Annotated in this window: 6 protein-coding genes; 5 read left to right on the top strand and 1 reads right to left on the bottom strand. The window is 61.8% G+C overall.

Features of this window, described 5'->3' with window-relative positions:
- Window positions 1-66: 66 nt before the first annotated feature.
- Window positions 67-750, bottom strand: coding sequence for a hypothetical protein (locus tag IAE77_RS29545; RefSeq protein WP_294235049.1), 684 nt, complete (start codon window positions 748-750; stop codon window positions 67-69).
- Between the two features lie 120 nt (window positions 751-870).
- On the opposite strand from IAE77_RS29545, the gene IAE77_RS29550 reads away from it, so the two are divergent.
- The 5 genes from IAE77_RS29550 (at window position 871) to IAE77_RS29570 (ending at window position 14,306) form a co-directional block, all read left to right on the top strand.
- Window positions 871-1,782: a DUF58 domain-containing protein gene (locus tag IAE77_RS29550; protein ID WP_294235051.1), complete on the top strand. Its 912-nt coding sequence runs from the start codon at window positions 871-873 to the stop codon at window positions 1,780-1,782.
- 21 nt (window positions 1,783-1,803) lie between these two features.
- Complete coding sequence (locus tag IAE77_RS29555) at window positions 1,804-2,148, top strand: DMT family protein (RefSeq protein ID WP_294235053.1); 345 nt, start codon at window positions 1,804-1,806, stop codon at window positions 2,146-2,148.
- Window positions 2,145-2,321: a hypothetical protein gene (locus IAE77_RS29560; protein ID WP_294235055.1), complete on the top strand. Its 177-nt coding sequence runs from the start codon at window positions 2,145-2,147 to the stop codon at window positions 2,319-2,321. The genes IAE77_RS29555 and IAE77_RS29560 overlap by 4 nt, the downstream gene beginning before the upstream one ends.
- A gap of 215 nt (window positions 2,322-2,536) precedes the next feature.
- Complete coding sequence (locus IAE77_RS29565) at window positions 2,537-13,684, top strand: choice-of-anchor I family protein (RefSeq protein ID WP_294235056.1); 11,148 nt, start codon at window positions 2,537-2,539, stop codon at window positions 13,682-13,684.
- 37 nt (window positions 13,685-13,721) lie between these two features.
- Window positions 13,722-14,306: a sigma-70 family RNA polymerase sigma factor gene (locus IAE77_RS29570; RefSeq protein WP_294235057.1), complete on the top strand. Its 585-nt coding sequence runs from the start codon at window positions 13,722-13,724 to the stop codon at window positions 14,304-14,306.
- The last annotated feature ends 124 nt before the right edge of the window (window positions 14,307-14,430 follow it).

Consider the following 14,430-nt stretch of genomic DNA (forward strand, 5'->3'; position numbering starts at 1 on the left):
GCCTAAAGGCTACACTCCAACCTCTGCCGATGAGTGCGTGCTCAGAACAAGTGTGAGAAATGCAGGCTAGAGACCTGCCTGCTGGCGATGGAAGGCACGTCTCCTGCGCCAGCGCCACACGGCGTCTCTCAGCATGAAACCCATCATGACGAACCAGATCAGCAGGCCGCCGCCGATCATGGCGAGGCTGACCGCAAGCTCAGGAACGGCGGCGTCATCCAGAATGACGAAGTCTTCCGCCAGATTCATGTCCAGCCTGGAGAGTCTGAACCGTGTCAGGAAGTCCGAGAACACCTCATGCCGTGCCAGCCCGGTGATGTCTTTCTGCATGAACAGCTTGTCCGCCTGATGCGAGGCGGCAACGAACTTCTGCCTCTGCGTGCCACCGGAGTGGCTCAAGTTCTCCAAGGCTCTCACCACGGCTTTGTCATCGGTGGACAGCAGGATGTGAATCGGCGCACCGGGAGACTCGCCGACGGGACGCACGGGAACGAAGATCTCGGAAACGTTTCCCATGCGCGACTTGTAGGCCGCCTCCCCGAGGCAGACTTTTCCCTCCTTGAGGACCAGCCATTCGGCGTCTGGCTTCCGCGCGATGTAGGCGGCCACTGCGATCTCCAGCGGCTCGTGATTCTTCAAAGCCACATACACGCCCTGGGCTCCGACCACCAGCAGGGTCACGATGGCGATGTAGCCGAGGCAAGTCAGGCTGCTGAAGCCCTGCTGGCGGCTCGAAAGGCGGGTTCTCACGCGGCTCTTGTGCGCGGGAACACCCGGCGATGCAAGGCTGTCGTTTCGTGCGGTTGATTTCGTCGGCTTGCTCGGCAGCTATGGGCACGCCGCCGTTGGATGGCTGATCCGACACTCCGCATGCCCGACACCCTTGAACGTGAAGACCTGTTCGACGCCGCTTTCCTCGACCGGCTGCGGGTGCTGGCGTTGCGTTTGAGAAAGCGGCGGCAGTTGATGCGGCGTGGCTCGCAATCAACTCCTGCAACGGGATTCACCCGCGAGTTCAAGGACTACCGCCACTACACGCCGCGTGAGGACTACCGTGCCATCGACTGGCGCCTGTATGCGCGGCTCGACAAGCTTTTCGTGCGTCTCTACGAGGAAACGCAGGAGCTGAACCTGCACATCCTGCTGGATACGAGCACCTCCATGGCGGAGCCCTTTCCAGAGAAGCGGCGGCAGGCGTTGCGCTTCGCCGTGGCGCTGGCCTATCTGGCGCTCAGCGCCCAGCAGCGGGTGAGTGTTTATTCCATGAGCAGCGGCGTGCATCAGGAACTGCCGCCGCTGCGAGGGCAGGGGAACATCGAGAAAGTCATCCAGGCCGTGTCGAAGCTGAAATTCGACGGTCTCACCGACATGAAGCGCTGCTTTGAGGAGTTCCGGCCCAGCAAGCAGCGCTTCGGCATCATCTTCATCATCAGCGATTTCTTCGGGCAGGAGATCGGCAGCGCCACCGAGGCCGTGGCCCGTGTTTCGGCCTGGCCGGGGGAGAATCATTTCCTCCAAATCGTCCACCCCGAGGAGCGCCAGCCGGAGATCGAAGGCGAACTGGAGCTCACCGAGGTCGAAACCGGCGAACGCCGCCGTTTCTGGCTCACCAAGCGCGATGTGCAGCGCTACGTCGAGACTTTTGACGCTTTCTCCGAGAACCTCGCCCGCGAGTGCGCCAGTCATCGCATCGACTTCATGCAGGTGAGCAGTCAGGAGGCGTTCGAGGAGCGTTTCCTCGACCTGCTGGTGCGTGGATCGGCCCTGGCGGGTGGTGTGTGAGCTGGTGTGCTTCTTTTGACCATGAACTGGCCGATGATCAAAGCCGTGGGACTTCTGGTGGCGTCGAATGTCTTCATGACCTTCGCCTGGTATGCGCATCTGAAGGACATGAAGGCGAAACCGTGGTTCATCGCCGCATTCCTCAGTTGGGGCATCGCCTTCTTCGAATACATGCTCCAGGTGCCGGCCAACCGCATCGGCAGCACCGCCCTGAACCTGCCGCAGCTCAAGATCATCCAGGAGGTGATCACGCTGACGGTTTTCGTGCCCTTTGTGCTGTTCTACATGAAGCAGCCGCTCAAGTGGGACTACCTCTGGGCCGCCCTCTGCATGTGCGGCGCGGTCTATTTCATCTTCCGCAAGTGAATCCATTCTGGGAACAACTTCTGGGGCGTCTGCTCGGTCCGTTGGGCACCTGGAGCGTGCGTGTGGCGACGCTGAACCGCTGCCGTCCTGACCCGGAGTCATGGGGCATGATTGGTCTCGGCTGGTTGATCCTTGTCGCTGTGATCGTGGGCTGTGCGTTCGCGGCAAACTGAGAACCGCGATCTGGATCGGTGCAACGTGCGTTGATGCGTCGCCTCAGCTCAATGTGACCGTTTTGACGCTGAGTTGAGGTGATGTGAAGTCTAAAACACTGTGACGGCAACAGGGCTGTCACCTGCGGTGAATTCTTGGCGAAAAGGTCACACGCAATCGCGAGCGCGATTTCAAAGCGCATCCATGAATCGCGCGCCTCAAGCCACCCACTGTCATGAAAACGCGATTCAAAGCTCTCAAGTCACTCGTAGCCGCCTTCAGCGCGGCGTGCATGATTCACCAAGCCACGTCGCTGAATGCGGCGCAGTTCACGCCGGGGAATGTTGTCATTTATCGTGTCGGCACTGGATCGGCAGCGCTGACAAATGCCTCCACCGAGGTCTTCCTGGATGAGTACACTTTCGCAGGTGCGTTGGTGCAGAGCATCGCGCTTCCCACGGCAGACAGCGGCGCCAATCAATCCATCACGGCCAGCGGCAGCGCCAGCTCGGGCGGGCTGATGTCGCGCTCATCCGACGGGCAGTACATCATTGTCACTGGATACGATTCAGCTCCGGGAGTCGCCTCAATCACGAGCAGCGCCACGACGACAGTCGCGCGTGTCATTGGACGAGTGGCAGCAGACGGCTCCGTCAACAGCAGCACAACGACCACCAGCTTCAGTGCGGACAACATCCGCGGCGCGACGAGCACGGATGGACAGGGCTTCTGGGCCTCAGGAGCCAACACAGGCATCATTTACCTGGCTCTCGGCGGAAACGGCTCCGGCACCATCGTCAGCAGCAGCACCGTGAACAATCGCAGCCTCGGCATCTTCGACGGCCAGCTCTATGTGAGCAGCGGCTCCGGCACGAACTCCTTCAAAGGCGTGAGCGCCGTCGGCACCGGCCTGCCGACGACGGCCGGCCAGACGACCACGCGGCTTCCGGGCATGAACGACACGGACAATCCCAGCAGCTACCAGTTCTTCTTTGCGGACCTTGATACGGGTGTGGCTGGCAACGATACGCTTTACATCGCGGATGACGGAGCAGGCGCGTTGACGAAATGGTCCCTCGTCGGAGGCACCTGGACCAAGAACAACACCATCGGAGTCACTGCGGATGACTACCGCGGCCTCACCGGTTCTGTGAACGGCACGACAGTGACTCTCTACGCGACACGTGACAATGGCACCGGTGCCGATACGCTAGTCAGCCTCGTTGACGCCTCCGGCTACAACGCGGCCATGACTGCAACACCAACATTGGTCGCCACAGCAGGGACGAACACCGCTTTCCGAGGCGTGGTGCTAGCTCCAGTGGAAATCCCACAGCTCATCATCACTGAAGTGAACTCAAACGCCACGGGCGGTGACTTTTGGGAGCTGACGAATGTCGGTGTGACGACGCAGGACATCGGAAACTGGAAGTGGGACGATGACAGCGCGAATCCGAATGATGCGGCGGCGGTGACGATCCCGGCGGGAACGATGATCGCTCCGGGTGAGTCGATCGTGCTGACCACGGCTGCGGATGCGGCGGCTTTCCGCACGCTTTGGAACATCGCGCCGACGGTGCAGATCATCGCTAGCCCTACGGGGCCAGGTTTCGGTCAAAATGATCAGGTTCATCTCTTCAATACCTCCGGTGCCACGGTGACGAGCTTTTCCTATGTGGCGGGCGGTTTCACCTTGAGCAGCGGCTCGCCTTCCATCGGTGGACACGCGGGTGCTTCGGCAGGTGGCACGGCCACGCAGTCGGCGGTGATTGATCCGGCGTTTGGCTTCGGCGCGGGCCGCCGCTACATCGCGGTGAATGGAACGCCGGGCTCTTCCGGGCTCAGCTTTGGCAGCGGACCTTCGATCACGCTTTCGCTGAGCTTTACGGCTTCTTCGTTCTCGGAAAGCGCCACGAATCCGGCCTCCGTCGGCACGGTGAGCCGTGCGACGAGCGGCACGAGCGATCTCGTGGTCACGCTGAGCTCCAGCGACACCACGGAGGCGACCGTTCCTGCCACGGTGACCATCCTGGCGAATCAAACGAGCGCGAACTTCGACGTCACCGCTGTGAATGATACCTTCCCGGATGGCAGCAAAACGGTGACGATCACCGCGAGCGCCGCGGATGCCACCACACCGACTTCCACCCTCACCGTGACAGACGATGGCGACGTGCTCGACACCAGCTTCATGCTTACCGAGGTGCAGTCGAATCAATCCGCCACGAAGCCCACGACAGCGAATGACTACTGGGAGCTGACAAACATCAGCGGCATGACGAAAGACATCAGCGGCTACTCCTGGCATGACAGCGGTCGCTCAGGTGCGGCGGCGCAGGCTTACAAGCTTCCTCCGGGCACCAGCATTGCCGCAGGCGAGTCGGTGATCTTCACCGCGACACCGGCAGCCGATTTCCGCGCCTGGTGGGGCCTCGCGCCGACGGTGCAGGTCTTCACGAGCACGGGTGCGCCGGGCCTTGGACAAAATGATGGCATCTCGTTCTTCGATGCGGGTCAGAATGAGCTCTTCTACTTCAGCTACGGCATCGCTGGCTTCACGAAGGAAGATGGTTCTCCTTCTACCGGTGGTCATGCGGGACCTTCTGGTGGTGGTTCGGCGGATTCGCAGGCTTTGATCTGGGTTCCGGCTTCCGACACCGCGACTCCTCGCTACACCGCCGCCACGGGCATCCCCGGCAATCACGGCAGCTTCACCGCAGTCTCTCCGGCCACCGATACCGGCTCGCCGGGCAATCAAGGCGCCATCATCCCGACGGTGAGCCTCGCGAACGCCTCCATCAATGAAGGCAACAGCGGCACCACGGTGCTTTCCTTGCCCGTCACGCGTTCTGACACCGTCACGGCCTTCACGGTCGATTACGCCGTCACCGGCGGCACGGCCACCAGCGGCACGGATTTCGCCACGCTGGCCTCCGGCACGCTCACGTTCACGGATGGTGGCTCCGCTTCGCAAAACATCGACATCACGGTGAATGGCGACACGGCCTCCGAGGCGGATGAAACCATCATCATAACGCTTTCGAACCTCGTGAACAGCACCGGAGCCACGGTGATCCAGACCGCCGCAGGCACCGGCACGATCCTCAATGATGACATCGTGCCCGCGAGCATCACCACGCATCCTGCGAGCGTCACCATCGCCACCGGCTACACCGCCACGCTCAGCGTGACCGCCGCCGGCTTCCCCGCGCCTTCCTTCCAATGGTATCAAGGCAACAGCGGCGATACCTCCACGCCGGTTGGCACCAACAGCAGCAGCTTCACCACGCCCGCACTCACCACCACGACGAGCTACTGGGTGCGTGCGACGAATGTCGGCGGCCCCGCAGACAGCGCCGCAGCCGTCGTCACCGTCACCACCGGCCCCACGGCGGTGAATCTGGCGAACTACGTGCGCATCGCCCGCATCAATCTGCCGGAGCCGACACGCACCGCGCTGCCTCCAGGCACACCGGTTCACAATTTCCTCTGCCAGGAAGCCTCGGCGGTGACTTACAACTGGGACACAGACACGCTCTTCATCACGGGCGATGGTGGCCGCGCCATCACACAGGTTTCCAAAACCGGCCAGCTCATCGACACGATGACGCTGGCGCTCGGCAGCAGCCCGCAGGGCACTGATTTCTATGATCCCGAAGGCCTCACCTACATCGGCGGCGGCCAGTTTGTCATGAGCGAGGAGCGTGACCGCCAGCTCGTGAAGTTCACTTATGCCGCCGGCACCACGCTGAGCCGCAGCGGTGCTCAAACGGTGAAAATCGGCACATTCGTCGATAACACCGGCACGGAAGGTCTCTCCTGGGACCCGCAGACCAGCGGCTTCGTCTGCTTGAAGGAAATTTCGCCCATCGGCATCTTCCAGACCGGCGTGGACTTCGTCGCCGGCACCGCCACGAACGGATCGCCCACCACGGTGAACTCCACGAACCTCTTTGACCCAGCTCTGCTCGGCATGACGGACACGGCGGATGTGTTTGCCCTTTCGAATCTGCCTTCCATGAGCGGCCAGCCACAGGCGGGGAATCTCATCGTCATCGGCCAGGAAGATGCCCGCATCGTCAATGTGGACCGCAGCGGCGTCATCACCAGCACGCTGAACATCAGCTCTGATCCGGGCAATCCGCTCACACCAGCCGGTCAGCAGCATGAAGGCATCACGATGGATCGCGCGGGCTTCATCTATGTGGTGAATGAAAATGGCGGCGGCAGCATCGACTACCCGCAGCTCTGGGTTTATGGGCCGTCCACAGTGCCAAATGCGGCACCGACGGCGGTCATCGTGGATAACGCCACCACCACGCTGCCGGAAAACAGCAGCACCGCTTCCCGCGTGAAGCTGGGAGACATCTTCGTGACCGACGACGGCCTCGGCACGAACACGCTGAGCCTCAGCGGAGCCGATGCGGCCTCGTTTGAGCTCACCGGCACCGAGTTCTTCCTCAAAGCCGGTGTCACGCTCGATTTCGAGACAAAGAGCAGCTACGCCGTCACTGTGAATGCCGATGACAGCACGGTCGGCACCACGCCGGATGTCAGTGTGAATTTCACGCTCACCATCAGCGATGTGGAGCCTGAGGCACCGCCCGCGCCGGTCATCATCATCTCGGAAGTGGCACCTTGGGCCAGCAGCAACTCTGCGGTGGCCGCCGACTGGTTTGAGATCACCAACGTCACCTCCAACACCATCGACATCACCGGCTGGAAGATCGACGACAGCTCCGCCACCTTCGGCAGCGCCGCCACGCTCAATGGCGTGACCACGCTCGCTCCCGGTGAAAGCGCCATCTTCATCGAAACGGCGGATCTTCCTGGCAAGAGCACGCTTTTCCGCAGCACCTGGTTTGGTGCGAATCCACCCGCCGGATTGCAAATCGGCTCCTACACCGGCTCCGGCCTCGGTTTGAGCTCCACGAGCGATGGCGTGAACATTTACAACGCCGCAGGCACGTTGATGGCCAGCGTGTCCTTTGGTGCTTCGGATGCCGTTTCGCCCTTCCAGACCTTTGACAACACCCGCGGCCTCAATGAGACCACGATCTCGCAGTTGAGCCTCGTCGGCACAAACGGAGCGATTTCCTCCAGCAACGCGCTGGAGGTCGGATCGCCCGGTTTTGCGGCTCCTGGCGTGCTGCGCATCACCGAAGTCGCGGCCTGGGGGAGCGGTAATGGCAATTATCTCGCCGACTGGTTTGAAGTGACCAATACCGGTGCTCGTGCAGTGGACATCAGCGGCTGGAAAATGGACGACAGCTCCGAATCGCCCGCCGCAGCACTTTCGCTGACCGGCGTCACCAGCATCGCGCCAGGTGAATCCGTCATCTTCCTCGAAACGGCCACGCCCGTGACGACCATCGCCACCTTCCGCAGCACCTGGTTCAGCACGACACCTCCGCCGTCGCTGCAAATCGGCAGCTACACCGGCTCCGGTGCCGGTTTGAGCACCGGTGGTGATGCCGTGGTGCTCTACGATGGCAACAACGTCCGTCAGGCGAAGGTCTTCTTTGGTGCCTCACCCGTCGCGACACCCTTTGCCACCTTCGACAACTCCGTCGGAGCCGACAACGTGAGCCTCGCCACGCTGAGTGCCGTCGGCACAAATGGTGCCTTCGTCGCCCTCACCGATGCAGATGAGATCGGCTCGCCCGGCACGACGGTTTCCGCCTCGCAAAACGACACCACGATCGTCATCAGCGATGCCAGCCTCAGTGAAGGCAACAGCGGCAGCAGCACACTGAGCTTCACCGTCACCCGCAGCGACCGCAACGGAGCCTTCACCGTCGATTTCGCCACCTCAAACGGCACCGCGACGGCTGGCAGTGACTACACCGCCGCCTCCGGCACGCTCACTTTCACCGCGGGCGGCTCCACGACGCAGAATGTGAGTGTTTCCATCACCGGCGACACCGCAGTCGAGGCTAATGAAACCTTCATCGTCACGCTTTCGAACGTGGTGAACACCGCCGGCACCGCCACCATCACGGATGCGACCGGCACGGGCACGATCAGCAATGATGACACCACGCCCGTCGTCTTCCCCGCGAGCAATTCGCTCAGCTCCGCCGTCAAAGGTAGCATCGCTCTCGCTGGTGCGGAGATTCCGGCCTTTGATCCGCTTTCGGATCGCGCCTTTGCCTCCTCTGGCACCGGCATCCAGGTCGTGAACCTCGCTGATCCTGCGGCTCCGGTCTTCATCAACACCATCACACCGTCCACACTCGGCGTTCCTGCCATCACCAGCGATGACATCTCGTCCGTGGCCGTGCGCAAAGGCAGTGGCAGCAACCCCAGCGTGCTCGCCGCCGCGATCATCAACAATCCAAAGACTAGCGCCGGTCATGTGGTCTTCCTCAATGCCGCCACGGGTGCGCTGATCAGTCACGCCACGGTCGGCGTGGTGCCGGATCACATCGCTTTCACTCCCGATGGCTCGAAGCTGCTCGTTTGCAATGAGGGCGAGCTTTCCACGCCGGAAGTCACCATCGAGACCGCTGTGCCCGATGCAGCACTAGGCACGGTGAGCATCATCGCCGTCGATGCCGCGGGTGTGGCTGGAACGGTGCAAACCGCCGATTTCACCGCCTTCGATGCTCAGACCGCTGCTCTCAAAACGGCTGGCGTTCGCTTCTTTGACGATGGCGTGCCTTCCACGGACTTTGAGCCGGAATACCTCGCCATCTCGCCCGATGGCACGAAGGCCATGGTCACGCTGCAGGAGGCCAATGCGGTCGCCGTGCTCGACATCGCCACCGCCACCTTCACCAGCGTGGCTCCGCTTGGCAAAAAGAACTTCGCCACCCTCCGCGCCGACTTCAGCGACGCCGACAGCATGAAAAACCCGCGCACCGGCCAGCCTGTATTCGGCCTCTATATGCCGGACGCCATCGCCTCCTTCTCCTCCGGCGGTCAAACCTACTACGTGACCGCGAATGAAGGCGATGACCGCAATGACTTCATCGCTCCGAATGAGACCACCACTGTCAACAATGCCGGTTACGATCTCGACAACGCCGTCTTCCCGAACGAGGCCGATTTGAAACTCAACGCCAACCTCGGCAAGCTCACGGTTTCCAACCTGCCCGGCCTGCGTGGCGATACGGACAACGACGGCGACATCGACGAGATCCTCATGTATGGCGCTCGCAGCTTCTCGATTCTCGACTCGACCGGAACCCTCGTCTTCGACAGCGGCGACATGATCGAAATGATCGCCGCCTCGCTGCACGGCAGCAACTTTGACGACACTCGCAGCGACAACAAAGGCCCCGAACCCGAAGGCGTGGCCGTGGCGACACTCGGCGCCCGCACCTTCGCCTTCGTCGGCCTGGAGCGCTCGCATCTCACCCTCGTGTTTGATGTCACCAATCCGCTCGCACCGACCTACGTCACCTCATTGGTGCGCAGCGGCGATTTCAATCCTGAAGGCATCGTTGTCGTCTCCGAGAGCGACAGCCCCAGCGGCCGCCCGCTCGTGCTCGTGACGAACGAGGTCAGCAACACGCTGAGCGTTTTCGAGCTCACTCCTGCGACCGATTACACGCTGCAAGTGCTCCACTACTACGGCGAGAGCGGCCTGCTCGGCATTCAGACCGCGCCGATCATGGGCGCGATGATTGATCGCTTCGACGACCAGTATGCGAACACGCTCGTGCTCGCTGAAGGTGACAGCTTCATCCCCGGCCCGTGGCTCATCGCGGGTGCGGATCCTTCTCTCAGCGCCGTCGCTGGCATCGGCTCCACCGCGCTTGGACGCCCAGACTTCGCCATCATGAATGCCTTTGGCACGGATGCCTCCGCGCTCGGCAATCATGAGTTTGACCTCGGATCGCCCGTTCTTTCCGGTGCCTTCTTCCCATCGGGTGCCTGGGTTGGTGCGCAGTTCCCTTTCATCACCGCGAATCTCGACTTTACCGGCGACAGCTCCCTCAAAGCTCGTGCCGATACCACACTCGGCGGCACGGGTGGTGCCATCGCCGGCTCTGAAACCTCCGCCATCAAGGCCAAGATCGCCCCGTATGCCGTGCAGACCATCAGCGGTCAAAAAGTCGGCATCGTCGGTGCCACGACATGGGATTTGCTCACCAAGACCTCCCCGAACGGCACGGTGCCCAAAGATGACGCCAACGCTGCCACCAGCGATCTCCAGGAAGTCGCCGCCTATCTCCAAGGTGCCATCACCGCGCTGCAAGGCCTCGGCGTGAACAAGATCATCCTCGTCGATCAGCTCGACACGCTTCAGCGAAACAAAGACCTCGCCGGTCTCGTCTCCGGCATCGACATCATGGTTGCGGGTGGCGGTCATGAACGCATGGGAGATGCGAACGATGTCGCTGTCGGCTTCAACGGCCACGACGCTGATTTCATCGCGGATGCCTACCCGATCGTCACCGCTGGTGCGGATGGCAAACCGACGCTCATCGTCACCACCGACACCGAGTTCAGCTACCTGGGCCGCCTTGTCGTCGATTTCGATGCCGATGGCGTTCTTATCCTGCCAAACCTCAACAATGTCATCAACGGGGCCTACGCTTCCACCGAAGCCAATCTGCAGGCAGCCTATGCCACGGCCAACAACGCCGCCACCATCATCGCCGGCAGCACCATCGGCACCGCTGTGCAAAACATCACGAATGCGCTCAACAGCATCGTGGTGGCGAAGGACAGCAGCGTGTATGGCTACACCGATGTGTATCTTGAAGGCGACCGCGTCTTTGGCCGCACCCAGGAGGTCAATCAGGGCAACATCACGGCTGATGCCAATGCCTGGAAGGCACGCACCGCACTTGGCTTGAGCGCGGCGGAGGCCGTCTTCTCCTTGAAGAATGGTGGCGGCATCCGTGCCTCGCTCGGCTCGGTGCTTGCCGATGGTAGCAAAGTGGCCCCGCTGGCCAATCCGATCACCGGCAAGCCCGCGAAAGGCATCTCGCTGCTCGACATTGAGAACGCTCTGCGTTTCGACAACAAGCTGATGGCCTTTGACACCACGCCAAGCGGCCTCCTTGCCATCCTGAACTTCGCGGCAGGACTCAGCAGTGGCCCCACGGTCCAAAGCGGCGGCTATCCGCAGGTCGGCAACATTCGTTTCTCGTATGACTCCACGCTACCCGCTGGTTCCAAGGTGCGTTCTATCGCGCTCGTCAACGATGCCGGTCACATCACGGCTCGCATCGTCGAAAATGGTGCTGTGCTGCCCTCGGCACCTGCCACCATCGCCTGTGTCAGCCTGAACTTCACCGCGAACGGCGGCGATGGCTACCCGATCAAGGCCAACGCCGACAATTTCCGCTACCTGCTGACTGACGGCAGCCTCTCCGCTCCGATCAGCGAGGCGCTTGATTTCACAGCCGCTGCCAACGTGCCTGCCAATGCCCTCGGCGAGCAAAAAGCCTTCTCCGACTACCTCGTGTATCGCCATCCGAGCCTCGCCACCGCTTACAACGTGGCTGACACGCCAGTGGCACAAGACACCCGCATCCAACAGCTCGCCTTCCGCACGGACAACGTGCTGAGCGGTCCGGCCACCTTCGCCGCTTGGCTGGCGCAGAATGGCTTCACCGGCACCGCGGGTGGTGATACCGACAACGACGGCGTGCCTGACTCCTTGGAATACTTCTTCAACGCCAATCCCAACAGCGGTGGTGATCGTGACAACCTGCCCACCGTGACGATGAACGGCAGTGATCTCGAGTTCCGCTTCACCTACCTCACCAGCACCGTCTTCCCCGGCTACCTCCAGTGCTCCGAGGACTTGATTGCCTGGGCCAATGCCACACCAGGCATGGACTACGAAGTCATCACCGAGACCGTGAATGGCAACGAGACCGCCGTCCGCTTCCGCATCTTCTGCAACCCTCTGCCGACCACGCAGGGGCCGTTCACCTACCTCACGCCGTTCACTGCAGCGGTCGGACGCGGTGCTATCGACCAGCTCACCATCACCAATCATGGCATGGTCGGCTCGGGCAGGCTCACGGGTGAAGCTCTCGACAGCTTTGGCGAAACAATGGGAGCCTCTTCCGGCCTCTCCATCACCGGCTGGAACTACAACAGCGGCACCGGCCAGTTCAACGGCACCTTCAACGTCCTGCCAGATCGCGGCTACAACAGCGGTGCCATCTTCTCCAACTATGCCGCTCGTGTGCATCAGGTGCCCTTCACCTTCACGCCCTACTACGGCGCAGGTCCGGTCGCTCAAAATCAGATCGTGCCGAGCTACAGCAGCACGACGAAGTTCACCTACCTGGATGGCTCTACGATGAAGTTCACCACAGGACTCAATGCCGTGGCGGTGAACACCGTCATGGGCCAGAGCGTTGGCACCGCGCCTGCGGCCAACGGTCCGGGTGGAGCCACGGAAAATCTCATCAGCTTCGACGCCGAGGCCATCCACGTCTTCGCCGACGGCTCCGGTTTCGTCTCGGACGAATACGGTGCCTACATCGCCCGGTTCAACAGCTCGAAGCAGTTCACGCGCATCATTCAGCTTCCCGCTGCTGCACAGCCGCACCGCCCGGTTGGCACGCTGAACTTTGACGCTGTCACGGCTCCGACCAACGGCCGCCGCAACAATCAGGGTCTCGAAGGCCTCTCCGTCTCACCTGACAACTCACGCCTCTTTGCCCTGCTGCAAAGCGCCACCATTCAGGACGGCGCCGCCGCGCCAACACGCTACAACACCCGCCTCTTTGTTTACGACATCGCCGGTGCGAACCTGGAGAATCCCGTGCTCATCGGCGAATACGCCGTGCAGCTCCCTCGCTATGACTTGAACGGCAATGGCTCCGCACTCGACACTACGGCTGCGCAGTCCGAGATCGTCGCCCTCAGCAATACGCAGTTCCTCATGCTGCCGCGTGATGGAAATGGCCTCGGCAAAGGAACCACCGATCCCATCGTCACCAAGACCGTCGATCTCGTGGACTTCTCCGCCGCCACGAACATCCTCGGCCTCTACGACGCCGAAGGAAACCAGATCAGCCCCTCCGGCACGCTGCGCACCACCATCACACCGGCCCGCAGCACCGTCGTGGTCAACCTGCTCTCCAGCACCGACCTCGCGAAGTTTGGCTTCAACACCAACACCGCCGCGCCGAACCAGTTCACCGTGAACGAGAAGATGGAAGGTATGTCGCTCGTGCCAGACACCTCCACGGCCAGCACCGAGGACTACTTCCTCTTCGTCGCCAACGACAACGACTTCCAATCCAGCGACGTGCGCATGATCGATGCTGCTGGTAACCTCGTCAGCTACGGCGATGCCCGCGACCGCGGCATCACCAATGATGCCGTCTTCACCGCCTGGCGCATCACGATTTGCCCGAACAACCGCAAGTTCTTCCGGATCGAGGTGGACACAAATCCTTGATCGGTCCCGGAGCGCCCGCGACACCCCAGCCGTCCTTATGTCCGTCGTCCGCACAGCAGGCAGTCCGGTCGATCACGTTTGTGATCACTTGTATCGCCGCCACCAGCTCAACTTGGTGAGCTTCGCCCGCTTGCGTGGCTGCGACGAGCATGAGGCTTGGGACGTGGTGCAGGAGTTGTTCCTGCGGATGTTCCGTCTTGGCATGATCATGTCGCTCGCCGCACGTACGGAGGAGATGCAGAGAGCCTGGCTGCTGCGTACCCTGCGCTGGATGATCATGAATCTGCACCGCCATCGTTCGCGCCAGCGCCGCGGCGGCGGTCAAAGGCTCGAATCACTCGATTCACTTGTCGAGGAGGGCTTCGATTTCTCCGCTGCGGGCACACCGGCGGAGGACATGGACCGGCAGTGGGCCCGCTCCGTGCTGGATCGCTGCCTCTCACGTCTTCACCAAACCTCGAAGCCTGCTGCCTGGATGGCCTTTGAAGCCGGGCTGAGTGGCTCCGAGGCCCACCGCACGTCGGCGATGCGTGTCGCCGCCCATCGCACCCGCGTGAAATTGAGGCGCATGATCCGCGTGGAGGCCTGTGAGGAGGCTCTTCTGCAAGCGCTCGCCGCCTGAATGTAGTCCAGGGCTTCAGCCCGCCAAACTGATCGCCTGATCTGCGCTCAACACATCTGTTGAACTGAGCCGCTGCGCGGAGGGTGCGTGAGGGGAGTTTGGATGGGGAGTACGCTGGGGGGCT

This window comes from Prosthecobacter sp., from assembly GCF_014879935.1.
Taxonomy (GTDB): Bacteria; Verrucomicrobiota; Verrucomicrobiia; order Verrucomicrobiales; family Verrucomicrobiaceae; genus Prosthecobacter.

What these genes read in the sequence shown, in the direction of transcription:
- IAE77_RS29550 (WP_294235051.1), top strand. Translation starts at nt 871, where the DNA reads ATGCCCGACACCCTTGAACGTGAAGACCTGTTCGACGCCGCTTTCCTC.
- IAE77_RS29555 (WP_294235053.1), top strand. Translation starts at nt 1,804, where the DNA reads ATGAACTGGCCGATGATCAAAGCCGTGGGACTTCTGGTGGCGTCGAAT.
- IAE77_RS29565 (WP_294235056.1), top strand. Translation starts at nt 2,537, where the DNA reads ATGAAAACGCGATTCAAAGCTCTCAAGTCACTCGTAGCCGCCTTCAGC.
- IAE77_RS29570 (WP_294235057.1), top strand. Translation starts at nt 13,722, where the DNA reads ATGTCCGTCGTCCGCACAGCAGGCAGTCCGGTCGATCACGTTTGTGAT.